This window comes from Pseudoalteromonas sp. MM17-2, assembly GCF_022347945.1.
Taxonomy (GTDB): domain Bacteria; phylum Pseudomonadota; class Gammaproteobacteria; order Enterobacterales; family Alteromonadaceae; genus Pseudoalteromonas; species Pseudoalteromonas ruthenica.
In genome coordinates, this window is record NZ_JAKRFV010000003.1 from 189,892 (window position 1) to 215,605 (window position 25,714).

Below are 25,714 nucleotides of genomic sequence, written 5' to 3' on the forward strand. Positions count from 1 at the left end.
CCCACACCACAAGGTGAGATGGTGGGGCCTCGGTTACGACAATTACTACAGTGTAGGTCACCCCGCTGCTAAAACGCGAAGGTGAGATTGCACTCAATATGAATACATATTCGCGGGCATTCTAATGAAAATGCCGCAGAATATGCTGGTTTAATTTTTCTAAATACGATAATTTACAGGGCATATTTCTTCGTTGTCCGTATAAAATGCTGCTATGTCTTTAACAGCTAAACCTCGCACCTTAGACCGAATCGATCTCGCTATTCTCGACGTTTTACAACGCAATGGTCGGATCTCTAACGTCAATTTAGCTAAGCAAGTTAACCTCAGTCCTAGCCCTTGCCTCGACCGTGTAAAACGGCTCGAATCAGAAGGCTTTATTGAAGGCTATCATGCTAAGCTCAGTGAGCAAAAATTAAACCAAAGTTTATTGGCTCATGTGCAGGTGTCGTTAGTGACATCTAATACTTCGGTATTTAAAACTTTTAAAGAGCATATCCTCAATACACCACAAGTAGTGGAGTGCGATATGGTTGCTGGAGGCTACGACTACTTACTCAAGGTGCGTGTCAGTGATATGAACGAATACCGCCAAGTACTGGGAGATTTAGTGGATATTCCTGGGGTCGGTACGCATCATACGTATATGGTGATTGAAAAGGTAAAAGAAGATACCGGGCTCAGTATCGAGCTGTGAACGCCCTGAACATGCCAACACAAGCTGTAATATAGAGTTTACGAATAGCGCTATTAGCTGCTTGCAAAAAAAAAGAGCACCTAGGTGCTCTTTTTGGCTCAATGCAAATTGAAAATAATGATTATGCCCATCCGTCATAGCGCTTGCGGCGCGACAAAATAACGGTGAGGATTATTCCTAAGAATAGACCAATAAATGCAATTGCCCCACCGTAGGTGAGTAACTGTCGCTTTTCTTTGGCCTTTAAGCCTTGTTGTTTAGCATTAAGCGCGTCGCGCTCGGCAATCGCTTGATCTAGCTGAGCTTGCAACTGCTGGGCTTGCTCCTGCAAGTCGCGATTCAGCGTTTGTAGCTCGGGAAGCTGTGCTTGGGCATTGCGCAACGCCTGTTGAGTTTGTGCCAGCTGCTCACCAAGTTCCTGATATTGAATCTTTAAGCTTTTATCTTGGTTGATAAACTTAGTTTCAACCCAGCCTTGGCGCTGTTTATCATCGATTATCTCGAGAAAGCCGTTATTTTCTTCACCGCTCACCAGTGTCACTGGCGTGCCCGCATCAACTGAACCTAAAATGCGGTAGTTTTTACCTGCTCCAGAGTGCATAAAAATATACAGTTCATCACTGATATAGGCGGTGCCTTGTTCTGCGTGTGCTGCGGTGGTGAACAATGCGCTGAGCATAAAAGCGAGCGCGACACAGGCGTGTTTGACCATCCAACTTAACCTTGTTTTACGTAAATAATTTCTCCAATCCCAGCATAGTATGGGTTGGCGCAGTGATTGGCAAGGGTGATTTTGTAACTCACCGACGCTAGTAAAGGGGCAAAATAGCACGGCCAAATGGCAAAATGTTTGCATTCGTAGGCGGCTTTGTTTATGTTGTGCTTTTGACGATTTCATTGGTCTTCCTATAGCGCATGGACACTGAGATAGAGCTTAAGTTTTTAGTTTCCGAGGCGGTGATACCGTCCATACCCGCACTCATTACCCAGTTTGCAAAAACCGTAAAAAATAAACCCGCACGCAACCTGCAAAATGCTTATTTCGACACCCCGAGCCGAGAGCTTAGAGCATTAGATATTGGTCTTCGTACTCGCTGTTGTGACGGCATTTGTGAGCAAACCATTAAGCTTGCAGGTGAGAACGTGGGTGGGCTGCACCAGCGTCCAGAGTACAATTTGCCTATTGACGGAAATCGTCCACAGCTGCACGACTTTGATGCCAGTATTTGGCCTCATGGGGTGCAAGTGGACGCGTTAGCCGACAATCTCTATCCGCTATTTAGTACTAACTTTATTCGTCGCACTTGGTTAGTTGAAACCCAAGCAGGGACTGAAATTGAAGTGGTGCTGGATAAGGGGGAGGTATCGGCCAACGCCAATGTAGAGCCGATTTGCGAACTTGAGGTTGAATTAGTAAAGGGGGAGCGCAGTGAGCTGTTTTCCCTAGCTGAAAAATTAATCGATAACCTGCCTCTACGCATGGGTTATTACTCAAAGGCAGCTCGAGGTTATCGGCTGGCGGACGATCAGCCGCTCAAAGCCAGTAAAGAGATTGGCCTTGTGCCGCTGAGCAACGATGACAGCCAAGAGCGAGCACTGGAGAAGTGCTTGAGTTATGGCATTGCTTTTGTACAAAAACACGAACAATGTTATTTCCAAAAGCCGACCCTTAAAACACTGAAACGGGTAACCGATGGTGTCAGTCTTATTCGCCATAGTTTGTGGTTATTCAGCGATATCGTTGAAAAACAAGCGACCGAGCGTCTGCGCGGCGAACTTAAGTGGTTACTGAGCGAATTAAGTTGGGTCGAGACGGCGATTCAACTGAAAACCTTTACCTCGAAAAAGCATGCTTATTATAAGAAAATCAATGCAGCACCAGAGCTAACTCAGGTGATAGGCGATCTAAAATCCATCCAACCAAGCATTGACGATGTCCAGGCTATATTCACTAGCACACGCTATAACTTGCTGTTGTTAGATTTAACAATCTGGTTGACCGAGCGAGGGTGGCGACAATCATGGGGGCAAGCGCAACTTCAGGCTGGTGAACAGCCAATTCATGATCTGGCGGCACGGCTACTCGACTATGATTGGCAGGAAATGAAAGAGCTCGTTGAGCCTCAACAGCCGCTAGCTAGCGAGCAATACTTACAGCTTAAGCAGCGCTTGGAACGCAACCTTTTAAGTGGCTGTTGTTTGGGCGCATTGTTTGATGAGTCTTTGCGCATGAGCTTCCGGGCGCCATGGCTAGATATTGTGCACGGCACGTTTGAATTATTCACCCTCGATTATCTTGGTCAGCTGTGCCAAGGTAATGAGAGCGAGCAATTCATCAAAATTCAGGCTTGGTTGACGCAAAAAACCGATAGTCTGTTGAGTGCCATGGAGCAAAGCCGAGAAGCGACTCGTGATGTTCAACCTTATTGGCGCGATTAGCCTACTTAGCCTCAGCTTTGCAGCTGGGGCTGAAATCCAACCTTGGCGGAATTATAAAAATCTCCCTGATTTGAAAGTGGTCTATACCGTCAGTAAAGATGGTATCTACCATATTTATGCTGAGCTTTTCGTTGCCGACGCCCGCACAGCTCAGTTACTGACGCTACTGTACAACACCCAGCAAGCATCGCAGTGGTTGCATGCAGTACAAGAAGTTCGTCTTTTGCATTCGCAAGGCAATCGCAACCGCGTATACACGGTGATTAATTCGCCTTGGCCCGTTGCTGATAGAGAGCTCTATACACAAAGTTGCTATCAGCGTGTCAATGACTATACCACTGAGTTACGGGTGCACGCCTATAACCCAAATATCGCTCGTAAAAGTGATAGGGTACGCATCACAACCTTGACTGCTAACTGGCGAATGACGCAGCAAGACGACGGCTTACTTATCCGCTATCAGGTTTTTGCCGACCCAGGTGGTAAGCTTCCACGCTGGCTCAGTAATAAAGTGTCGTTGAAAAGTGTATCTAAAACTATGATGAGCTTGAAAAGTCAGTTAGCAGCAGTACACGCTTTGCAAATTGCGCCAATCAGTGCCGGCGATTGCAGCGAGGATTAACTGCCGAGAGTGGGGTTATAGCTATAAAAAAAGCGCCATATAGGCGCTTTTCAATTAACTTATAGGTAATTCACTATAATCCAGCGTCGGCTTTAAGTGCCTGTGCTTTATCGGTCGCTTCCCATGGGAATTCATTGCGACCAAAGTGGCCGTAAGCCGCTGTAGGCTGATAAATTGGACGTTCTAAATCAAGCATTTGAATTAAACCATAAGGACGTAAGTCGAAATGCTTGCGGATCAGTTCGATTAAACGCGTTTCGTCTAATTTGCCGGTGCCAAAGGTTTCAACACTGATGGAGGTTGGTTCGGCAACGCCAATGGCATAAGACACTTGGATTTCGCATTTATCGGCCAGGCCGGCCGCGACTATATTTTTGGCAACGTAACGTGCTGCGTAAGCGGCAGAGCGATCCACTTTCGATGGATCTTTACCTGAAAATGCACCACCACCGTGACGTGCCATACCGCCATAAGTATCAACGATGATTTTACGACCGGTTAAGCCGCAATCACCCATCGGGCCACCGATCACGAAGCGTCCTGTGGGGTTAATGAAGAACTTAGTCGCATCGGTAATAAGCTCTGCTGGTAGCGTTGGTTTGATAATGGTCTCCATGACCGCTTCAACCAAGTCATCTTGTGCAATAGAATCGCAATGTTGCGTTGACAGCACGACGGCATCGATACCAACAGCCTTGCCATTCTCATAAGCAAAGGTTACCTGTGATTTGGCGTCTGGGCGTAACCACGGTAATTCACCATTTTTGCGCACTTCGGCTTGGCGTTGTACCAAGCGGTGTGAATAGGTAATGGGCGCTGGCATGAGCACGTCGGTTTCATTACAGGCATAACCAAACATCAAGCCTTGGTCACCTGCACCTTGCTCTTCTGGACGAGCGCGGTCAACACCTTGATTAATATCAGGAGACTGTTTACCAATGGTGTTTAGAATTGCACATGAGTCGGCATCGAAGCCCATATCGGAATGGGTGTAGCCGATTTCACGCACGGTTTTGCGCGTTAACTCTTCAATGTCGACCCAAGCACTGGTTGTGACTTCACCACCGACCATCACCATACCGGTCTTCACATAGGTTTCGCAGGCTACACGGGCATGGGGATCTTGCGCCAAAATAGCATCGAGTACCGCATCAGAAATTTGGTCAGCGATTTTATCCGGGTGTCCTTCAGACACAGACTCAGAAGTAAATAAATGTTTTGCCATAAGTTTCTGCTCACAAGTATCGCGCTTCCCAAGATCATACCAGCCACTGGGTTGAGCGCAGCATAAATTAAGGCGCGTATTCTAGCTAAATCACAGGTGATTTCCTAGCTTTTTACGCCTAGACGTCTAAATAAAATTGATTGTATAGCGGTCTTTTGACCTTTATTGCTTGGTGTTTTTGTACTCTTTTAGTTATCAGTATTTTTATTCGTTATGAGTAATTCTAAAGTTACTCGTTCGATGCCCAATTTTTAATTGCAGGGGGCAGATGAATAAGTAAGAATGGGCTTTCGTCTTATTCTTTACCCGCGCCAGCATGAGCGCGAGTGAAGCCCCAGCGCAAATACATTTAAAGGTAGGAGAATTCATGCCATCACGCAAAGAACTTGCAAACGCCATTCGCGTGCTTTCCATGGACGCGGTTCAACAAGCTAAATCAGGTCATCCGGGTGCCCCGATGGGCATGGCCGATATCGCCGAAGTACTGTGGCGCGATTATCTTAAGCATAACCCGATCAACCCTAACTGGGCTGACCGTGACCGATTTATTCTCTCAAATGGCCACGGTTCAATGCTGATTTATTCGCTTTTACACTTAAGCGGCTATGATCTTCCTATTGAGGAAATTAAAAACTTCCGTCAGCTTCATTCAAAAACTCCGGGCCACCCTGAATACGGTTATGCTCCGGGTATTGAGACTACTACGGGCCCGCTTGGACAGGGGATCACCAATGCGGTAGGCATGGCAATTGCGGAGAAAGCCCTTGCTGCTCAATTTAATCGCGCTGACCATGAAATTGTTGATCACTATACTTACGCTTTTATGGGCGATGGCTGCTTGATGGAAGGGATTTCTCACGAGGCGTGTTCGCTTGCAGGAACTCTAGGCCTTGGTAAGTTGATTGCGTTTTGGGACGACAATGGTATTTCTATTGATGGTGATGTAGAAGGCTGGTTTAGTGACGACACTCCCGCGCGTTTTGAGTCTTACGGCTGGCACGTGGTTCGTAATGTTGATGGTCACGATAGCGAGGCTATTCGCGCTGCTATTGACGAAGGCCGCGCCCAAGGTGACAAGCCAACGCTTATCTGTTGTAAAACAGTGATTGGTTACGGCTCTCCGAATAAATCAGGAAGCCATGATTGCCACGGTGCGCCGTTGGGCGATGATGAAATTAAAGCTGCGCGCGAGTTCTTAGGTTGGTCTCATGACGCCTTTGCGATTCCTGATGATATCTATCAACAGTGGGATGCTAAAGAGAAGGGCACGCAAGCAGAGCAGAGTTGGCAGGATAAGTTTGCGGCATACAAGGCGGCATACCCTGAGCTTGCTGCTGAGTTTGAACGTCGCCAAAATGGCGAATTGCCTGCTGACTGGGCTGAGAAGTCGCAAGCCTATATTGAGCAGTTACAAGCAAACCCTGATAGCCCTGCAACACGTAAGGCATCGCAAAATGCCTTGAATACCTTTGGCCCCATGCTACCCGAGTTTATGGGCGGCTCAGCCGATTTGGCCGGATCGAACTTAACTATTTGGAGTGGTTCAAAAGGCCTTAGTAAAGACGACGCGTCAGGTAACTACATTTTCTATGGGGTGCGTGAATTTGGTATGTCCGCCATTATGAATGGCATTGCCCTGCACAAAGGTTTCATTCCTTACGGTGCAACCTTTTTGATGTTTATGGAGTATGCACGCAATGCAGTGCGCATGGCTGCACTAATGAAGACGCCTAGCATCTTTGTTTACACCCACGATTCCATCGGCCTGGGTGAAGATGGACCGACTCACCAACCGGTTGAGCAAATGGCGAGCCTACGTTATACACCGAATCTAGTGAATTGGCGTCCATGTGACCAAGTTGAGTCAGCCATTGCGTGGCAGCAAGCGATTGAGCGCAAAGATGGGCCAACGTCGCTGGTCTTTACGCGTCAAGGTCTTGCTCAGCAAGCACGCGATGCGCAGCAGCTTGCTGATGTGAAAAAAGGTGGGTATGTATTAACCTGTGATGGCGAGCCAGAAGTTATCCTGATTGCTACAGGCTCGGAAGTACAACTTGCTATGGATGCAGCTTCTGAGCTTCGCGCTCAAGGTCGTCAGGTACGCGTTGTGTCTATGCCATCAACGGACTTGTTCGATCAACAAGACGCACAGTACAAAGAAAGTGTCCTACCCAGCAGTGTGACTCGCCGTGTCGCTGTAGAGGCAGGCATTGCCGACTTCTGGTATAAGTATGTTGGTTTGAATGGCAAAGTTATCGGCATGACTAGCTTTGGTGAATCAGCGCCAGCGGGCGAATTGTTTAAGCACTTTGGCTTCACCGTGGACAATGTGGTTGCGGCGGCCAACAGTCAGTTTTAAATAATTAGAGACGTAAAAAAACCCGCGAACTTCGCGGGTTTTTTGTTTGAAGATAAGCCTGTATTAGCAGTTTGTTTCTTCTGCACCGGCGTTTTCTTTAACATTTTCACACGCGTCTTCAACCGCGTTTTGAGTGTCAGTGATCGCCTCATCAATTTTTTCACCTGCCTCTTCGGCACCGCCACTGTCTTCACAGCCCATAGCGAATACTGCGGCAAATAATGTAGCGATAAATGCTTTTGTTGCTGAATGATTAAACATAGAACTCTCCTTGAATATTAACTCTTTAAATCTGGATTCAAATAACGTGTTTTGGTTGCGGTCGCGGGTTTCATCCCGCCTGTGACCGCTTGTACTGTAAAACTAATAACTACCTTGGCGCTTTACCACGAATGGCGCCAGCAACAAGGGAGATAACCAGCAGTACCAAGAATACAAAGAAAATAATTTTAGCGATGCCAGCGGCTGCGCCAGCAATGCCACCGAAACCTAAAAGTGCTGCGACCAAAGCGATAACTAAAAATGCAATTGACCAACCTAACATAATGTACCCTCCATAGATTTGCGTTTCGGAATATACGCTGCTAAGTCCATGCCAACTTTTAAGGTATTGATTTTAATGGGTTTGTTGTTTTTTGTGGACTAGGGGAAAAGAAAAGCTTTCACTGTTTGTGTAAAAGATACAGATTAATTTTATGTTCATAGAACAAGCACTTGGGCAGGTGCTGAATACGGAGGAGGTGGTTTATCGGCACCAGAACTCAGTCATCAGCAGCCATGCCACCTATGATTGTTTTAGAGGCCTCTACTCTTCCTCAGTTACACTTTTTTTATCGGCCTGCGCAAGCCGAATTGTGCGCTGCTGCACTAGCTGAGATAAAGGCACAAGTTGGAAACCTTCGCCCTCGAGTTCTTGCAATGCCTGTTGCAAGAACGCAAACGTTTCGGGGTAGGGGTGAGCAATTGCAACTGCGTAGTCATACTTATCAGCGAGAGTCTTTAACTGCTCAAAGCGATAACGTAGTTGCTGCTCGGTGGTAATATTGTCGAGAAAAACATGGCGAGCAATATTGCTGACACCGTATAGCCCGGCAATTGTTTGCGCTTTTGAATTGGGAGTTGTTTTACTGTCGAGAAAAAACAAATCCTGCTCTTTTAGCACTTCCATAGTCCAGCTCATCGGCGCATTTTGCTGGGTTAGCAGCGAGCCCATGTGATTATTGACGCCGCGCGCATTGGGTAGGCTGGCTAATGCCTTGCGTAGCTCGTGTTGGAAAGCTTCTTTTGACATATCCATTGTCAGCCCCCCAGGCCCTAACGCTTTACCGTTTATAGCTTGCATAGGGGCATGCAAAAGCACCTCTTTATCTAAGGCCCCTGCCTGTTGAGCAAAGTGAGCGGCGTAAGGAGTAAAAGGGAGCACCGAATAGGTCACAGCGCCAGGCAAGTGCAAGGCAGCCATGTCGTTACGATGATAGCCGATGTCATCAATGACAATAGCGATTTGCTTCGCATGTACTGGTGATAAGAGCACCAGCACATACAACGTAGTCCATATTAAAAAGCGCACAATATGTTTTTATCTTTGTTGATGATTAGTGTGCAGGCCCGTGCTTAAAGCCGATCCTGCGTTTTTATTGTTCTAATAGTTGCTGAGCTTTTAGTAATTGTTTATCAAGCAGTGCGGTTAAGTTTTTATGCGCACTTTGCCCCTCAGCTAAGCTGATTATAACTTCTTTATTTGATTGCGAAAGGGCAGGTTGCAATATCGGCACATCAGGTACGATGCCAGTCCCCTCAATGGACACGCCAGAGGGGGTATAGTACTTCGCTGTGGTCAGCTTCAAAGCACTGCGGCCATCGCCTAAGGGGATCAATGACTGCACCGACCCTTTACCATAGGAGCGAGTCCCTACCACGGTTGCCCGGTCATTATCCTTGAGCGCACCGGCAACAATTTCTGCAGCAGAAGCAGAGCCCTCATTGATCAGTACGACCATGGGGGCGCCTTGAATTATGTCCCCTGCTTTTGCTTCAAAGCGTTGATTAGCCTCCACAAAGCGACCTCGAGTAGAGACGATAACACCTTGAGACAAAAATAAATCGGCAATGGCAATGGCACTGTCGAGGGTACCGCCTGGGTTATCACGCAGGTCAATGAGCAAACCGTTGAGTATGGCGCCGTTGGCGTTTTGCATCATGGTGATGTGACGCGCGACATCATGAAAACTATGATTGTTGAAGCTATTAATGCGTAAGTAGCCCATGCCATTGGCCTTAAGCTCACTGGCAACGCTTTCAATGTGGATAGGCTGACGGGTAAGCTGAAAGTCGAGGCGTTGTGAGTGGCCTGCGCGAGCAACGGCTAAATGCACTTGCCCATCTTCACGACTGCTGATCAGAGCAGAGACTTCTTCTAAGGTAGTATTATTCACCTTAGTGCCATTGATAGACACGATAACGTCACCACGTTGTAAGCCAGCGGCCCGGGCGGGTGAGTTGGGTAGGGCGGAGATCACCACTACATGTTTGTCACGCTGTTCTACCTCGATTCCCAGGCCCTTGTATTGGCCATTGGTGACATCGAATAATCGTTTTAACTCTTGCTCATCAAGGAACTCGCTATATGGATCAAGCTCTTGTAATAAACTGCTGAGTACATGTTGGTCTAACTTGTCGCGGTCCACTTCCTCAACGTAGTAGTTGTTGATGTGAAAAAGCACTTCATCGAGTTGGCTGTCCTTTGCCAATGAAGCAGGCGCTAGTACCACTAAGGCAAAAAAACTGAGCCCTAGTAACAAGCGCTTGTATAGGTAAGTTGTGAATACAAACATCGGCTGCCCCCTTGAGGTGCAGCCTCTATTCAATTAGGAGGACTTGCACCATGTCGTTGGGTTAACGGCACGTCCTTTGTGGCGTATTTCAAAGTATAGACCAGGATCAATTTGACCGCCGCTCTGGCCTACTAAAGCGATTGTTTCGCCTTTATAAACCGGATCGCCCACTTCTTTAAGTAATGCTTGAGCGTGGCCGTATAGGCTCATATAACCCTTGCCGTGATCGACCACCATGACCCAACCAAAACCTCTTAGCCAGTCAGCAAAGACCACTTGGCCATCCTCTATACTGGTTATACTGCTCCCTTCACTGGCTGCGATCACCACCCCTTTCCAATTGAACCCTTGGCGTTTACGGGTGCCAAAGCGGTGGGTAAGCTTACCCCGTGTCGGCCAAGTTAATTTTCCTTTACTGCTACCCAGACCTAACATAGCTACTTGGCGGTCTTTACTGCGCTCTAGCTCCGCTAGGGTATCCAGTAAGGTCTGCTCATTATCTTTTAAATACGCTATCGAGCTTTGCAGTTGATTTAATTTACCTTGTAGCTCTTGGACCTGAGATTGACGTTGTGCTTTAGCTGCAACTAATTGCTGTTGCTGCTGTTGTTCTTGCTCGCGTAGCTTCGCCAGTTGTTGTCTGTTTTGTTGCAGCGCTGCTTGGTTTTGCGCTATTTCACGCATTGTTTGTTGTAACGCTTCAAGCTGTTGCAAACGAGCTTTGTTGAAATAGTCGTAATAGCTAATGGTGCGCTCTAACTTGGCTGTGTCTTGTTGGTTTAACAGCATCTTTGAATAATCGTGCCCACCCACCATGTAGGCGCTCTTTACTTGGGCTGCAAGTACTTTATCAAGCTTTTTACGACGCGACTCCAGCTGTTCAGCCTGTTGTTGTAACTTTTGGTGTTGCCGTTCGTTGTCTGCGAGCTTGTTATCGAGCGCACGTAACTCCTTTGCATTTGCAGCGATAGCTTGCTCTGAGTTCTTGAGTTGGCTCTGTAACTTATCCAGCGAGCGTTGCTGCTGCTGATAATTCTGTTGGCTCTTTTTTAATTCTTGTTGGACTTCGGTTAAGTCTTGCTTGGTGCGGTTCTCGTTAGCAAAGCTATTGAAGCTTAGGAACGCCAAAAGTGTCGCGCACAGCAGCGACACCTTTTGACGTTTGTGACTCAATAAAACCATCGGCATCGAGGTTACTTAAGACGCATGATGGGTGAACCAGTCATTTCTTCTGGCTGCTCCATGCCCAGTAGATGCAACATAGTGGGAGCTACGTCACTGAGCGTTTTGCCATCAATAGCTTGAGCATCACGGCCAACGTAAATGAATGGCACAGGCTCGCTGGTGTGGGCGGTATGCGCTTGACCAGTCTGTGGGTTTACCATTTGCTCGGCATTACCGTGATCGGCGGTAATTAAGGCCTCGCCACCGACTTGCTCTAACGCTTCCACCACGCGGCCAATACAGCTGTCCACCGCTTCACAAGCTTTTACGGCTGCTGCAAATACGCCTGAGTGGCCAACCATATCGCCATTAGGATAATTACACACAATGACGTCATACTTGTTGCTTTGAATAGCCGCCACTAGTTTGTCGGTTAGCAATTGAGAGTTCATTTCTGGTTGTAAGTCATAGGTAGCAACATCCGGCGAGGGGATAAGCTCACGGCTTTCACCATCAAACTCTTGCTCCCGACCGCCGCTGAAAAAGAAGGTCACATGAGCGTACTTTTCTGTTTCTGAAATGCGTAATTGTGTTTTGTTATGTTTGGCAAGCCACTCACCCAGCACATTATTGAGTGGCTCTGGTGGAAATGCCACAGGCGCCTTGATGTCTGCAGCATATTCAGTCAGCATAACGAAACCGCTTAATTGCGGCGCTTTCTTTTTACTGAAGCCGTTAAATTCGGCATCAACAAAAGCGCGACTCATCTGCCGCGCTCGATCCGCTCGGAAGTTCATAAATAACACTGCATCACCATCATTGATGGTTGCGGGGCTGTCGCCAATGGTTGTTGCTTTTACAAATTCGTCATTTTCATCACGCTCATAGGCTGCATGTAACGCTGACACTGCATCTACAGCTTGATAGTCAGCTTCGCCGAGGACCATCAAGTTATAGGTACTTTCGATGCGATCCCAGCGATTATCACGATCCATAGCGAAGTAACGCCCAACAACACTGGCGATACGACCTTTACCGAGGCGAGCGAATGTTTCATCGATGCGTTTAAGTGATGCTTCAGCGCTGCGTGGAGGCGTATCACGACCATCTAAAAAGGCATGCACATAAATATGCTCAGCGCCGCGCTCGGCCGCCAGCTCAATAGCGGCAATAATATGTTCTTCGTGGCTATGGACGCCACCTGGGCTTAACAGCCCCATCAGATGGACTGCTTTGTTCGCTGTTACGGCATTATCTATCGCAGTGGTAAGCGCTTTATTATCAGCAAATGTTCCATCGTCGATGGCTTTGGTAATGCGGGTAAAATCTTGATATACCACACGCCCAGCACCGAGGTTAACATGACCTACTTCAGAGTTGCCCATTTGCCCATCAGGCAAACCAACATCCATACCAGAACCGGAAATCAGAGTGTGCGGGCGCTGTTCCCAAAGCTTATCTAAAACGGGGGTGTTGGCGGCTAAAATCGCATTACTTTCGCTGTTTTCACGGTAACCCCAACCGTCCAGAATCATCAGTACGAGAGGTTTCTTTGGCTGTGTCATTGGATCTCCTGCTAGTGTCGGCACGACAAATGAATTACTTGATAATAATTATTAAGAATACAGCTCTATGATGTTCACTGTGGCCACAGAACTGCGCTCTTATAATGTATCCTACCGTTTTTTATCCGCCTTAGCAGTAGAAAATATTTCATCAATTGGTAAGTCGAAGGCAAGTGTGTATACTTGTGCCGCCCGCAAGGTTTGAACAATACAGTAAGACGTATGGAACAATACATAGAATTTATCGGAAACCACCCTATTTTAAGCATCATTTGGCTAGCGATTGTCGCGATGTTGATATCGGGGTGGTTTAAAAGTAAGTTTTCTGCCATCAAGCAGATTAACCCACAGCAATTAACCCTTTTAGTGAATCGTGAAGATGCCGTCGTAACGGATATTCGCGCGCAAAAGGACTACAACGCTGGGCATATCTCTAATGCCGTGCACCTGAGCGCTGAAAAAGCAAAGCAGGGTGACTTTAGTGCGCTTGAAAAGTACAAAAGCAAACCCATTATATTGGTATGTGCGACAGGCATGACGGCTTCAGGTATTGCCAATGGCTTGAATAAAGCAGGCTTTGAAAGCGTATTTATTTTGTCAGGTGGAATGCAATCTTGGCAAAGCGCAGGTCTGCCTGTGGTATCAGGCCGATAACTTTATTAGGAAGCATTTATGAGTAACGTTGTATTATACACTAAAGCCTATTGCCCCTTTTGTCAGCGCGCGAAAGCCTTGCTGGATAAAAAAGAGGTAACTTACACTGAATTTGATATTGGTGTACAACCAGAGCTACGCGATGAAATGCTCACCCGCGCAAATGGCGCGCACACGGTGCCGCAGATTTTCATTGGTGAGCATCATGTGGGTGGCTGTGATGATATGATGGCGTTAGAAGCCAGTGGCGAATTAAACACTCTGCTAAACGCGTAATTGCTTGCGAACATATATGTTGCCGCGTCCTCACGCGGCTAATTTATTGCAAAAAGAATTGATAGGAACAACAATGGAAGAACAAAATCAAGGCGCAGCACAAGAACAACAGGCGCAATTCTCTATTCAACGTATCTACACCAAAGATATTTCTTTCGAGACACCTAACTCTCCAGCTATTTTTCAGAAGAAATGGGATCCAGAAGTCAAATTAGATCTAGATACCAGCTCAAATAAGCTTGATGAAGGCATTTATGAAGTAGTTCTTGCAGTTACAGTCACTGCGACTCTGGGTGAAGAGACGGCTTTCCTATGTGAAATCCAGCAAGCGGGTATTTTCACTATTGGTGAAATGGAAGATGTACAAAAAGCTCATATGTTGGGCGCTTTTTGTCCTAATATGTTGTTCCCTTATGCGCGTGAAGCTGTATCAAACTTGGTGAATCGTGGTACTTTCCCACAGCTGAACCTAGCACCAGTGAACTTCGATGCGCTATTTGCCCAGTACATGCAGCAACGAGCTGCTGAGCAAGCTGACGCATAAGTCATGACCACTTCAGCATCCAGCGCTGTTACGGTTTTAGGGGCGGGGTCTTATGGCACCGCCCTTGCTATTTGTTTTGCTCGAAACGGTCACAAAGTGACTCTTTGGGGCCGCAATAGCGACCATATACAGCGTTTAGCCGATGAGCGAAAGAATCAGCAGTACCTCGGTGATATCGCTTTTCCTGATAGCCTAGAGATGCAAAGTGATTTGCAAACAGCTGTTGCCAGTAGCGACATCGTTTTGGTGGTCGTACCTAGCCATGCTTTTGCGGATCTATTGCAGACCATCGCACCCATGCTACGCAGCGGTGCCAAGGTTGCTTGGGCAACTAAAGGTTTGGAACCGAACACCGGTCGTCTCCTTCAAGATGTTGCTAAGCAGCATCTTGGCGAAGATATGGATTTAGCGGTGTTATCGGGGCCAACCTTTGCCAAAGAAATGGCCGCCGGTTTACCTACCGCTATTTCGGTATCAGCCACCAGTGATGAGTTTTGTGAACGCTTATCGGGTTTGTTGCACTGTGGACGCTCGTTCCGGGTTTATAGAAACAATGATTTCATCGGCATCCAGTTAGGTGGGGCGGTGAAAAATGTCATTGCGATAGGGGCCGGGATTTCTGACGGCTTTGGTTTTGGTGCCAATGCTCGAACCGCGTTGATCACACGTGGGCTTGCGGAGTTATGCCGATTGGGTTGTGCACTGGGTGCCAAATCGGAAACCTTCATGGGCATGGCAGGTTTAGGTGATTTGATTCTTACCTGTACCGACAACCAGTCGCGCAACCGTCGCTTTGGCCTAGCTTTAGGGCAGGGGCTCGATGTCGACTCTGCGCAGCAACAAATAGGCCAGGTCGTAGAAGGGTACCGTAACACCAAAGAAGTGTATATGCTGGCTAAACGCAGCGGTATCGAGATGCCAATTACTGAGCAAATTTACCAAGTCTTATATGAAAATAAGAATGTAAAAGAAGCTGCTATGGCTCTTTTAGGGCGCGAGCAGCGTGCAGAGTAAGCACTAAAATGAAGTAAAAAGCGCCGATGCAATCGCATGGCGCTTTTTTTATGAGCAAATTCGACTATATTGGAAAGGGATTCCCAACGGATTAATACCATGGCACAGGCGAAAAAAGCAGATAGCGAACGCCGCAGTGGTCAAAGGACGTTTCGCGAACATTATGCGAACTTGACCGGCGAACAGGTAGATAAGGTATATGCGCTCACCAAAATGGGCTTTGAGCTCGAGTTTGTTCGTACCATCAGTAAACACCGGCGGTTGGCGGTGCTGCGCCGCGATGATGAGTTGGTCAGTGTCAATCACACTGGCGAGTGTAACTTTTCTCCCCAGATCAACTTGCGCAGTGATTCTTAGCCTCTTACCATGCAGGCACAATCAAGTTTTTATAAACGAAAAACATGGATATAGATGATTTGGGCATATGCAAACAGGCGCAGCAGTTGCCGTGTTCGCATTATGATGAGCGTCCGCAAAGTGAAGTGTCCTTACTGGTGATTCACTGCATTTCACTGCCTGAGGGCCAGTACGGTACACCCTATATTGATGATTTATTCGCAGGGCAGATCGATTGCCAAGCACATCCGAGTTTTTCCTCACTCGCAGGCGTGAGTGTGTCAGCGCACTGCTTGATCGATCGAAATGGGAAGTTACGCCAATATGTGCCATTTACGCAACGTGCTTGGCATGCTGGAGTATCACAATTCGAAGGGCGCCAGCGGTGTAATGACTTTAGCATCGGCATTGAACTAGAAGGCACCGACAAGTCCACCTACACCCAAGCGCAGTATCTCACCTTGGCGCAATTAACAAAAAGCTTATTACGTACCTATCCGCATTTGAATAGACAGCGCATTGTGGGTCACAGCGATATTGCTCCCGGGCGAAAAACAGACCCCGGTGAAGGCTTTGATTGGGAACATTTTTTTGACCTTACTTTTGCCCAAGATTGCGATAAACTAAGGTCAACTTAAGCGAGCAAAGTAGTCGCCATGACTTTGATATCAATCTTATTTGCATTAATAGCTGAACGCTTAGGCGCTCGCTCAGCGCGTTGGCAAATAGCGACCTATGCGCACTGGTATGAGCGCAAAAGTGCGCCCCTGTTGTCGCGCTTGCAACAGCTGCATAACGGCATTGGACTATTGCTGTGGTTATTAGTGCCAACCTTAGTTATTGCTGTCTTTGTGCACGCGAGTGATTTTATTCTGTGGCAATTAGCGGTCAATACGCTGGTCATACTCATCTGCTTTGGTTGCGCGCACATGCGCGCGAATTATAAGGGCTACCTCAATGCCCTGACCCGAGACGACGGTGAAGCGGCCACTTTGTATGCGTTGCAAATGGGACAAAAACGTACTGAAAATGAAAGCGGTGGTGAAACCTTTGCGCAAACTTTAGCGTGGGTCAATTTTCGTTTTTATTGTGCGGTGATCTTTTGGTTTGTTGTACTGGGCGCACCTGGGGCCGTTTTTTATGCCTTGGTACGGACTTGCGTAGATGACAGTGAGCAGACATCCCATCCTCTATCAAAACAGCATACATTGTTAGCTCGTGTCGGTCATTGGCTTGAATGGCCTGCTGCACGAATTGCCAGTTTGGGCTACTTGGTGATTGGTAACTTTAGCAAAGGCACGCAATGCTGGTTGCGCCATGTGCTCGATTTTAGAGTCAGCAATCGTCAAGTTATTACCGAAACAGCCTTGGCCGCTGAACAGATAGAACTGGCTCACTATGGCTGCACCATCGAAGCGCAGTGCATGATCCGCTTAGTAAAACGCAATGTGTTATTTTTCTTGGCACTGATAGCCTTACTTACTTTGTTTGGCGGCCTGTCGTAACTCCCTCTATCAGCGTTTTATTTTTGCGCACCCCTTACACTCAGAGCGCGAGTCGATTACAATAGCCGCCATTCTTCTTAGACCTGTGTCTGCTTTGATGGCGGTAGTCTGTAATTATGGCAATAAAGCTTGCGATTAACGGCTTTGGGCGAATAGGGCGTAACATTTTACGCGCTTTGTATGAGAGTGAACGTCGCCACGAGTTCGAGATTGTGGCAATCAATGAATTGGCCAAACCTGAGGGCATAGCCCATCTACTAAAATATGATACTGCCCATGGGCGGTTTTCCTTTCCTGTCGAGCTTCGTGAGCAAGCTTTAGTCGTTGATGGTGATGAAATCGCCTTGTACTGCGAGCAAAACCCGAGCGCTTTGCCTTGGCACCAGCATGACGTTGACATCGTTTTGGAGTGTTCTGGGGTTTTCCATTCCCGTGAGGATGCGCAAAAGCACCTTCAGGCAGGCGCTAAAAAAGTATTGTTTTCTCAACCCGCAGATGCTGATGTTGATGCAACGATTATTTATGGCATCAACGATGATGTGCTTCACAGTGAGCAGCACATTGTTTCCAATGGCTCGTGCACAACAAACTGTATTGTTCCGGTGATTCAAGTATTGGATGATGCTTTTGGCATTGAGTCAGGCGCTATCACCACTATTCATGCGTCTATGCACGACCAACAAGTGATCGATGCGTATCACGATGATTTACGACGTACCCGGGCGGCTAGCCAGTCTATTATTCCAGTGGATACTAAGCTAGCGCGGGGCATTGAACGTATTTTGCCCAAATTTCATGGCCGTTTTGAAGCGATAGCCGTACGTGTTCCAACCATCAATGTGACGGCGATGGATTTGAGTGTCACCGTAAATACTGATGTTTCTCTAGATGATGTTAACCAAGCGATTGCTAAGGCTGTACATGGGCGCTTGGCAGGTATTTTGGATTATACCGAGGAGCCATTGGTATCTGTTGATTTTAACCATGATCCCCATTCTTGTATCATAGACGGTACACAGACACGGGTTAGTCATAAACGGTTGATAAAGTTATTGGTATGGTGTGACAACGAGTGGGGGTTTGCCCATCGTATGTTAGACACCAGTGCAGCCTGGATGCGCCAATAAACGCAAATGAATAAAACGTATAACTAAGGAGAAGAGAATGTCGGTCATTAAGATGGCGGATTTAGATTTAGCCGGGAAGCGGGTGCTGATCCGTGAAGACCTCAATGTGCCAATCAAAGACGGTAAAGTAAGCTCAGATGCTCGTTTGCGTGCGGCGCTACCAAGCATCAAGCTCGCCCTTGAAAAAGGCGCTAAAGTGATGATTATGTCTCACCTTGGCCGTCCTACCGAGGGAGAATATGACCAGGCTTACTCACTGGCTCCTGTAGTTGACTATCTTAACAATGCCTTGTCACAAAATGTCCGTCTTGCCAAAGATTACCTCGATGGCGTAGAGATTGGCGACAATGAAGTGGTTGTATTTGAAAATGTGCGCTTCAATCAAGGCGAAAAAGCCAATGATGAGACCCTCGCAAAACAACTTGCGGCGCTGTGTGACGTATATGTGATGGATGCCTTTGGTACTGCACACCGAGCACAAGCTTCAACCCATGGTGTAGGTCTTCACGCCCCAATCGCCTGTGCTGGCCCCTTACTTGCGGCTGAACTGGAGGCACTCGGTAAAGCACTAGATAACCCGAAGCGTCCGCTAGTTGCGATTGTGGGTGGCTCGAAGGTATCGACCAAGTTAACCGTGTTAGACTCACTGTCAAACGTCGTTGACCAATTAGTGACAGGGGGCGGTATTGCCAATACCTTTATTGCTGCAGCTGGTCACCCGGTAGGTAAGTCTTTGTACGAGCAAGACCTTATTAGCGAGGCTCAGAAACTAACAGAGACCGCTCGCAGTAATGGCGGTGATATTCCGGTGCCAGTGGATGTGGTTGTCGGCAATGAATTTTCAGAGTCTGCGGTCGCGCAACTCAAAGAGGTTGCCGATGTCACCGAAGAAGACATGATTTTCGACATAGGCCCTGATACCGCTAAACAGCTTGGCGATATTATTGCGCAAGCGGGCACGATTGTATGGAATGGTCCAGTGGGTGTGTTTGAATTTGATCAGTTTGGTAATGGCACTCAAAGCATTGCTAAAGCCATAGCCGAATCATCAGCGTTTTCTATTGCCGGCGGCGGTGACACCTTGGCGGCCATCGATAAATACAATGTCGCGGATAAAATTTCTTATATATCCACAGGTGGTGGAGCCTTCTTGGAGTTCCTTGAAGGGAAAAAACTACCCGCAGTTGCTATGCTTGAAGAGCGAGCAAAATAACGAATAATCACCAGGCCGGCCTCTCTCACTTTGCCGGCCTTGTGTTTTGGGCATTAAGCCCTTGCTTGGGGAAACCAAGCTTCATCCCGTTCAAAAACCAGATAGTCTCGGTGCTATCAAAAATTGGAGATAAGCGAAATGGCTTTGATCAGTATGCGTCAACTACTCGACCATGCAGCAGAAAATGGTTATGGCGTGCCAGCCTTTAACGTTAATAACCAAGAGCAAATGCGTGCCATCATGGAAGCGGCTGATAAAACAAACAGCCCAGTGATTGTGCAAGGCTCAGCTGGTGCACGTAAATATGCAGGTGCCCCATTCATTCGCCATATGATCCTTGCTGCGGTAGAGGAGTGGCCTCATATCCCAGTGGTTATGCACCAAGATCATGGTACGTCTCCTGGCGTGTGCCAGCGCTCTATCCAGCTTGGCTTTTCTTCGGTCATGATGGACGGCTCATTACTTGAAGATGGTAAAACGCCTTCATCTTATGAGTACAATGTTGATGTAACCCGTCGTACCGTAGAAATGGCTCATGCTGGTGGTGTATCGGTAGAAGGTGAGCTGGGCGTACTTGGCTCTCTAGAGACCGGTGAAGCAGGTGAGGAAGACGGTATCGGCGCCGAAGGCAAGCTGACACAAGATCAACTGCTTACTGACCCAGAAGAAGCAGCGGATTTCGTTGCTAAAACCAATGTCGATGCGTTGGCTATTGCTTGTGGCACGTCACATGGTGCTTATAAGTTCACCCGCCCACCAACAGGGGACATTCTTGCTATCGATCGTATCAAGGAAATTCACGCCCGTATCCCTAACACTCACTTGGTTATGCATGGTTCATCATCTGTACCACAAGAGTGGTTAGCGATTATCAATGAGTACGGTGGTGAGATCCCAGAGACCTATGGTGTGCCTGTTGAGCAGATTGTCGAAGGCATCAAGCATGGTGTACGTAAGGTGAATATCGATACCGACCTACGTTTAGCTGCAACAGGGGCTATTCGTCGCCACCTAGCGCACAACACCGCGAATTTTGATCCGCGTAAATACCTAGCGGAGGCAACGAAAGCGATGACGGAAATTTGTGTTGATCGCTATCAAGCTTTTGGCACAGCAGGCCAGGCCGACAAGATTAAGCCTATCTCGTTAGATGATATGCACCTTCGTTACTTAAACGGCGAACTGGATGCAAAAATAAAATAGTCGCGTTCACCACTTTAATGAGCCCCGCATAAGCGGGGCTTTTTTATGGATCACTATTTTACTGAGTGGATCATAGTGGGATCATATTTTTATCAACTGCACTGATTATGGGATCACGTTCTTACGCGCTGCTCAGGCAATGAAACTATATGTGGTTGATATTTAAACAAGGTTTGAGCGATATTTGTACACATAAAGAACATCACTTGGTAAGAGTGTGATCTCAGGGCAGATCAATGGGTAAAACTCTGATCCACTGATAGCCAACTTGGTATAAATCTGATCTTGTAACGGCTTAGTTGGTAAGACTATGATCCTTGCTTTTAAGGCCCCTAACGTCTTGATCCCAAGTTTAATTTTGCAGCATTTCCATTGAAGGTGTACGCTTTCATAAAATTGTCACAAAAAGTCATAATAATGACATCAGTAAATTCAGTTCAATAAAGCGAAAGAGATAAACGGAATGTCACGTAAAGTTCTTGTGGTCGATGATGAAGCGCCCATCCGCGAAATGCTGGTGTTTGTTTTAGAACAGAATGGTTTTCAAGCCATTGAAGCTGAGGATTACGACTCTGCCATAGCAGCCATGGTAGAGCCCTACCCAGATATGGTATTACTGGATTGGATGTTGCCCGGAGGCAGCGGTATTCAGATTGCGAAGAAATTTAAACAAAACGATCATACCCGCGCAATTCCCATTATTATGCTCACCGCCCGAGGTGAAGAAGAAGACAAGGTGAAAGGCCTAGAAGTGGGGGCCGACGATTATGTGACTAAGCCATTCTCTCCGAAAGAATTAATGGCACGCATTAAAGCCGTTATTCGCCGTGTGGCACCGACATCACTTGAAGAGGCTATAGAAGTACACGGCTTGCGTTTAGACCCTATTTCTCATCGTGTGACATCCGATGGCAGCGAGTTGGATATGGGGCCTACCGAATTTCGTTTGCTACACTTTTTCATGACCCATCCTGAGCGAGTATATAGCCGTGAGCAGCTACTGGATCATGTATGGGGGACCAATGTTTACGTTGAGGATCGCACCGTTGATGTGCATATTCGTCGCCTGCGTAAAGCAATTGCTCCCATGGGACATGACCGCTTAGTACAAACTGTGCGTGGTGCTGGTTATCGTTTTTCTAGCAAGGTATAACTATCTTTATTGCTCATTGCATCGGCATCAGGCCGATGACACATTGTTTTAAGTAGAGCGAGTCTATGTACCGAGTGGTTAATAAACGCACACTTACCAAGCGTTTAGTTATCTTTTTCTTGCCTTTATTGTTGATAGGCGTGCTAGTAGGCGCGCCTTTTTTGCTTCTATTTTTGGGCGCTATCACATTGTTACTGTGGCATTATCGCCAGCTTTACCGCCTTAGTGATTGGCTTATTAACCAACGTAGCTTTAATCCACCGGAGGGAGAAGGGGCTTGGGAGCAGGTTTTCGAAGGAATTTACCAGCTCCAACAACGCAACCGTAAAAAGCGCAATGAACTGGCTGACTTGATCCGTCGTTTCCGCGAGGGGGCCGAAGCCGTACCTGATGCTGTGATTGTGCTGCAACAGGACTTCAGCATCGTCTGGTGTAACCAATTAGCGCTGCGGTTATTGGGCTTGCAGTGGCCCACTGATCATGGTCAGCGTATAGATAACCTTATTCGACACCCCAAATTTAGCCGCTATATGCAGCAGCATCAATTCAACGATGCCCTTGAGCTTGATTTAACCCACACCGGTGAACAAGTGTTGGAATTTCGGGTGATGCCCTATGCACAATCACAGATCATGATGGTGGTCCGTGATATTACTCGCCTTAAGCAATTGGAGCAGATGCGTAAAGACTTTGTTGCCAACGTATCACATGAGCTGCGTACACCTTTAACTGTGGTTACCGGCTACTTAGAGATGCTTGATGGCGACAACTTACCACCGCCAGCGATGTGGGATAAAGCCCATGGCACGATGATTGAGCAGTGTCAGCGAATGGATAGCTTGGTCAATCAGTTGTTGTCGCTGTCGCGAATTGAAGGAGCACGCAAACACGACAATGATAAACCAGTCAATGTGCCGAAAATGTTGGAAGTTATCGAAGCAGAAGCGACATCGTTGAATCAAGATAAAGGCCACCGCCTGTATTTTGATGTCGATAGCAGCTTAGATATCGTTGGCGCTGCCGATGAGTTACGCAGCGCGTTTTCAAATCTGGTATTTAATGCTGTGCACTACACCCCCGATGAGGGAGAAATTACGGTGCGTTGGTATCGCCAAGACGGTCAGGCGGTCTTTAGCGTGACCGATAATGGTGAGGGCATCGCACCTGAACATATCAACCGTTTAACTGAGCGCTTTTATCGAGTGGATAAAGCGCGAAGCCGGAAAACGGGGGGCTCGGGCCTCGGCCTAGCTATTACTAAACACGTGTTGTCGCGTCACGACTCACACCTGCATATTGACAGTGTTGTCGGTAAAGGCTCGTGTTTTTGGTTCGCCTTTGAACCAAGTTGGTTAGTACCAGCAAAAGAACACGTACAAAATTAGCAAAGTCATAAAACTGTAATACTCAAGTAATTTAACTGTCATCTTGTCAATGCACAATGACAGCAGTTGAAACACGGGAAGAACAAATTGGAGAACCCAATGAAATTTAAAAACTTAGTTGCTGCAATGGGGGTTGCTGTAAGTGCCCTGACAGCAGGTCAGGCAGTTGCTCTAGATAAAGCAATTCCAGAGTACGAAAAAACGAGCGGCATCTCTGGTAACTTTTCATCGGTTGGTTCCGATACGCTAGCAAACATGATGACCTTCTGGGCTGAAGAATATAAGCGTATTTATCCTAACGTCAATATTCAAATCCAAGCTGCAGGTTCATCAACGGCACCACCGGCGCTCACTGAAGGAACGGCAAACTTCGGCCCTATGAGCCGTAAGATGAAGTCAAAGGAAATCGAAGCGTTTGAAAAGCGCCATGGTTATAAGCCGACAGAAATTCGCGTAGCGATTGATGCCTTGGCGGTATTCGTACATAAAGACAATCCCATTGAAGGCTTGCGCATTGACCAAGTTGACGCCATTTTCTCTTCAACGCGTAAATGTGGCGCCAGCGAACAGATTAACCGTTGGGGCGATGTTGGCCTAACGGGTGATTGGGCGGCAAAAGATATTCAATTATATGGTCGTAACTCAGTATCTGGTACTTATGGTTACTTCAAGAAGAAAGCCTTATGTAAAGGTGACTTCCGAAATAACGTAAACGAGCAGCCTGGCTCTGCATCGGTAGTACAGTCAATCTCTTCTTCTGTGAATGCGATTGGTTACTCAGGCATCGGTTACAAGACCTCAGGTGTACGTACGGTGCCACTGGCGAAAAAAGGCGATAAGTTTGTTGATGCAACACTTGATAACGTTGCAACGGGCAAATATCCACTATCACGTTTCCTTTACGTTTACGTGAATAAGCACCCTAACAAGCCACTATCTCCGATCGATGCTGAGTTTGTAAAAATGGTGCTATCACAAACAGGTCAAAAAATTGTTGAGAAAGATGGTTATGTGCCACTTTCAAGCAAAATGGTTGAGCGTGAACTTAAGCGTTTAGGCTTACAGTAACATTGTATCTTTGAATCTTGTTGATTAGTTTAAAGCCCCTCCATGAGGGGCTTTTTTGTGCTCGCTATCCGTGCGTCATGAAGTCAGTATTACCAACAACTTTGTTGAATAAGCTCTTTGATAATACGTTGTGATGGAGCAATACGGTCCATGGCCAAGAATTCATCGGGCTGATGTGCTTGGTTGATGGAGCCTGGGCCCATGACTATGGTTTCACAGCCCAATTGCTGAATAAAGGGGGCTTCAGTGCAGTAGTTCACTGCTATTGCTGGCTGTTGCGAAATCTTTTGCGCCAGCTGCACTAGCGCGCTATCAGTGGTCCCTGCAAAGGCTGGGATCGGGTCATGCATATCAATGACTTCAACGCAGCCAGGGTAGCGAGCAGTGATGTCCTGAGTTGCCGCTAATAACATGGCTTGCAGCTCGACGATACTCAATCCTGGTAACGGGCGCATATCTAACTGTAATTCACAACATCCGCAAATGCGGTTAGCGTTATCACCGCCATGTATGTGACCAAGGTTCAATGTCGGGTAGGGAATGGCAAAATGTTCAATTGAATATTTATTCTTAAGATCCTCTTTTAGAACCAATAATTTTTGAATCACCAAGTGCATCACTTCAATGGCATTGATGCCGCGCTCAGGATCAGAGCTGTGCCCGCTTTTGCCAATGATACGAACCGCCGATGTCATATGCCCTTTGTGAGTAAATACAGGGGTCATATCGGTGGGTTCGCCAATAACGCAGCGAGCCGGTTTTAAGTCTGGATACTTTGCCACTTCTTGGGCGCCAGCCATGGTGGTTTCTTCATCGGCGGTGGCAAGAATAATCAGCGGCTGTTGTTGCTTACTCGCGTTCAACTCAGCGATGGCATTGAGCACAAAAGCAAAGAACCCTTTCATATCGATGCTGCCAAGGCCAAAGAGCTTATTATCTCGCTCGCTCAAAGTGAAGGGGTCCATACTCCAACGGCCTTGATCAAAAGGAACGGTATCGGTATGCCCTGCCAACATCAATCCGCCACTGCCATGGCCACGCTTCGCTATCAAATTAAACTTATCGGCATCAGTACTGAGTGGTTTTATTTCACACGCAAAGCCCAGCTCCTCGCACCAAGATGCCAAGTGTTCAATAACGGCGCGGTTGCTTTGGCTTAATTTCGGATCCAGTGAACTGATCGATGGGGTAGCGATCAACTCCCGGTAAAGGTGCAAAAAGTCGGGAAGAGCCATACATTTCCAAATAATTATTCGCGATTGTTGCATATTAATATAAATGTCTTTATAGTGAATATCAATTCACTTTTTAAGCATAAGTATTGGTTTGGT

Annotated in this window: 26 protein-coding genes; 17 read left to right on the forward strand and 9 right to left on the reverse strand. The window is 47.1% G+C overall.

The window, feature by feature from the left end:
- Positions 1–214 precede the first annotated feature (214 nt).
- Positions 215–697, forward strand: a complete 483-nt coding sequence (locus MHM93_RS04160) for a winged helix-turn-helix transcriptional regulator (RefSeq protein ID WP_022943369.1) — start codon at positions 215–217, stop codon at positions 695–697.
- Positions 698–818: 121 nt separating this feature from the next.
- Here MHM93_RS04160 and MHM93_RS04165 read toward each other — a convergent pair whose 3' ends face one another.
- Positions 819–1,595: a TIGR04211 family SH3 domain-containing protein gene (locus MHM93_RS04165; RefSeq protein ID WP_235045712.1), complete on the reverse strand. Its 777-nt coding sequence runs from the start codon at positions 1,593–1,595 to the stop codon at positions 819–821.
- A 17-nt stretch (positions 1,596–1,612) separates the two neighbouring features.
- Here MHM93_RS04165 and MHM93_RS04170 point away from each other — a divergent pair, with 17 nt between their 5' ends.
- Positions 1,613–3,136 carry a CYTH and CHAD domain-containing protein gene (locus tag MHM93_RS04170; RefSeq protein ID WP_239448151.1) on the forward strand — a complete coding sequence of 508 codons (1,524 nt, stop codon included), beginning with the start codon at positions 1,613–1,615 and terminating at the stop codon, positions 3,134–3,136.
- Positions 3,111–3,758 (forward strand): START domain-containing protein, encoded by a 648-nt coding sequence (locus tag MHM93_RS04175; RefSeq protein ID WP_239448152.1) that lies wholly within the window; start codon positions 3,111–3,113, stop codon positions 3,756–3,758. Before MHM93_RS04170 ends, MHM93_RS04175 begins: the two co-directional genes overlap by 26 nt.
- A gap of 73 nt (positions 3,759–3,831) precedes the next feature.
- Here MHM93_RS04175 and metK read toward each other — a convergent pair whose 3' ends face one another.
- A complete protein-coding gene (gene metK / locus MHM93_RS04180; RefSeq protein WP_022943373.1) occupies positions 3,832–4,983 on the reverse strand; it encodes a methionine adenosyltransferase in 1,152 nt (383 codons plus the stop codon).
- A 367-nt stretch (positions 4,984–5,350) separates the two neighbouring features.
- On the opposite strand from metK, the gene tkt reads away from it, so the two are divergent.
- Positions 5,351–7,342, forward strand: coding sequence for a transketolase (tkt, locus tag MHM93_RS04185; RefSeq protein ID WP_239448153.1), 1,992 nt, complete (start codon positions 5,351–5,353; stop codon positions 7,340–7,342).
- A gap of 63 nt (positions 7,343–7,405) precedes the next feature.
- Here the strand turns inward: tkt and MHM93_RS04190 are convergent, their stop codons facing one another.
- The 6 genes from MHM93_RS04190 to gpmM form a co-directional block, all read right to left on the reverse strand.
- The gene (locus tag MHM93_RS04190) at positions 7,406–7,603 is read right to left on the reverse strand and encodes a hypothetical protein (protein ID WP_022943375.1); all 198 of its coding nucleotides are present in this window, start codon (positions 7,601–7,603) and stop codon (positions 7,406–7,408) included.
- 109 nt (positions 7,604–7,712) lie between these two features.
- Positions 7,713–7,886: a DUF1328 family protein gene (locus tag MHM93_RS04195; RefSeq protein WP_022943376.1), complete on the reverse strand. Its 174-nt coding sequence runs from the start codon at positions 7,884–7,886 to the stop codon at positions 7,713–7,715.
- Positions 7,887–8,147: 261 nt separating this feature from the next.
- Positions 8,148–8,912 carry a divergent polysaccharide deacetylase family protein gene (locus MHM93_RS04200; RefSeq protein WP_239448154.1) on the reverse strand — a complete coding sequence of 255 codons (765 nt, stop codon included), beginning with the start codon at positions 8,910–8,912 and terminating at the stop codon, positions 8,148–8,150.
- A gap of 64 nt (positions 8,913–8,976) precedes the next feature.
- Positions 8,977–10,176, reverse strand: a complete 1,200-nt coding sequence (locus tag MHM93_RS04205; protein ID WP_239448155.1) for a S41 family peptidase — start codon at positions 10,174–10,176, stop codon at positions 8,977–8,979.
- 33 nt (positions 10,177–10,209) lie between these two features.
- Complete coding sequence (locus MHM93_RS04210; protein ID WP_306669445.1) at positions 10,210–11,364, reverse strand: peptidoglycan DD-metalloendopeptidase family protein; 1,155 nt, start codon at positions 11,362–11,364, stop codon at positions 10,210–10,212.
- Positions 11,365–11,369: 5 nt separating this feature from the next.
- The gene (gene gpmM / locus MHM93_RS04215; protein ID WP_239448156.1) at positions 11,370–12,905 is read right to left on the reverse strand and encodes a 2,3-bisphosphoglycerate-independent phosphoglycerate mutase; all 1,536 of its coding nucleotides are present in this window, start codon (positions 12,903–12,905) and stop codon (positions 11,370–11,372) included.
- A 222-nt stretch (positions 12,906–13,127) separates the two neighbouring features.
- Between gpmM and MHM93_RS04220 the strand changes: the two genes are divergently transcribed.
- The 13 genes from MHM93_RS04220 (at position 13,128) to MHM93_RS04280 (ending at position 24,383) form a co-directional block, all read left to right on the forward strand.
- The gene (locus tag MHM93_RS04220; RefSeq protein WP_022943381.1) at positions 13,128–13,559 is read left to right on the forward strand and encodes a rhodanese-like domain-containing protein; all 432 of its coding nucleotides are present in this window, start codon (positions 13,128–13,130) and stop codon (positions 13,557–13,559) included.
- Between the two features lie 18 nt (positions 13,560–13,577).
- Positions 13,578–13,835, forward strand: a complete 258-nt coding sequence (gene grxC, locus MHM93_RS04225) for a glutaredoxin 3 (protein WP_045979274.1) — start codon at positions 13,578–13,580, stop codon at positions 13,833–13,835.
- Positions 13,836–13,908: 73 nt separating this feature from the next.
- Complete coding sequence (gene secB, locus MHM93_RS04230; RefSeq protein WP_138547076.1) at positions 13,909–14,379, forward strand: protein-export chaperone SecB; 471 nt, start codon at positions 13,909–13,911, stop codon at positions 14,377–14,379.
- A gap of 3 nt (positions 14,380–14,382) precedes the next feature.
- Positions 14,383–15,393 (forward strand): NAD(P)H-dependent glycerol-3-phosphate dehydrogenase, encoded by a 1,011-nt coding sequence (gene gpsA / locus MHM93_RS04235; RefSeq protein ID WP_045979275.1) that lies wholly within the window; start codon positions 14,383–14,385, stop codon positions 15,391–15,393.
- Positions 15,394–15,492: 99 nt separating this feature from the next.
- A complete protein-coding gene (locus tag MHM93_RS04240) occupies positions 15,493–15,750 on the forward strand; it encodes a hypothetical protein (RefSeq protein WP_022943385.1) in 258 nt (85 codons plus the stop codon).
- A 44-nt stretch (positions 15,751–15,794) separates the two neighbouring features.
- A complete protein-coding gene (gene ampD / locus MHM93_RS04245; RefSeq protein WP_239448157.1) occupies positions 15,795–16,367 on the forward strand; it encodes a 1,6-anhydro-N-acetylmuramyl-L-alanine amidase AmpD in 573 nt (190 codons plus the stop codon).
- 18 nt (positions 16,368–16,385) lie between these two features.
- A complete protein-coding gene (ampE, locus tag MHM93_RS04250) occupies positions 16,386–17,234 on the forward strand; it encodes a beta-lactamase regulator AmpE (RefSeq protein ID WP_138587715.1) in 849 nt (282 codons plus the stop codon).
- 116 nt (positions 17,235–17,350) lie between these two features.
- The gene (gene epd / locus MHM93_RS04255) at positions 17,351–18,361 is read left to right on the forward strand and encodes an erythrose-4-phosphate dehydrogenase (RefSeq protein WP_022943388.1); all 1,011 of its coding nucleotides are present in this window, start codon (positions 17,351–17,353) and stop codon (positions 18,359–18,361) included.
- Between the two features lie 37 nt (positions 18,362–18,398).
- Positions 18,399–19,574 carry a phosphoglycerate kinase gene (locus tag MHM93_RS04260; protein ID WP_045979279.1) on the forward strand — a complete coding sequence of 392 codons (1,176 nt, stop codon included), beginning with the start codon at positions 18,399–18,401 and terminating at the stop codon, positions 19,572–19,574.
- A gap of 138 nt (positions 19,575–19,712) precedes the next feature.
- Positions 19,713–20,777, forward strand: a complete 1,065-nt coding sequence (fba, locus tag MHM93_RS04265; RefSeq protein WP_053909758.1) for a class II fructose-bisphosphate aldolase — start codon at positions 19,713–19,715, stop codon at positions 20,775–20,777.
- 463 nt (positions 20,778–21,240) lie between these two features.
- Positions 21,241–21,930 (forward strand): phosphate regulon transcriptional regulator PhoB, encoded by a 690-nt coding sequence (gene phoB, locus MHM93_RS04270; RefSeq protein WP_022943391.1) that lies wholly within the window; start codon positions 21,241–21,243, stop codon positions 21,928–21,930.
- Between the two features lie 65 nt (positions 21,931–21,995).
- A complete protein-coding gene (gene phoR, locus MHM93_RS04275) occupies positions 21,996–23,315 on the forward strand; it encodes a phosphate regulon sensor histidine kinase PhoR (RefSeq protein WP_239448158.1) in 1,320 nt (439 codons plus the stop codon).
- A gap of 99 nt (positions 23,316–23,414) precedes the next feature.
- Complete coding sequence (locus MHM93_RS04280) at positions 23,415–24,383, forward strand: phosphate ABC transporter substrate-binding protein PstS family protein (RefSeq protein ID WP_045979281.1); 969 nt, start codon at positions 23,415–23,417, stop codon at positions 24,381–24,383.
- An 89-nt stretch (positions 24,384–24,472) separates the two neighbouring features.
- On the opposite strand, the gene argE is transcribed toward MHM93_RS04280, so the two are convergent.
- Complete coding sequence (gene argE, locus MHM93_RS04285) at positions 24,473–25,618, reverse strand: acetylornithine deacetylase (protein ID WP_239448159.1); 1,146 nt, start codon at positions 25,616–25,618, stop codon at positions 24,473–24,475.
- Positions 25,619–25,714 lie beyond the last annotated feature (96 nt).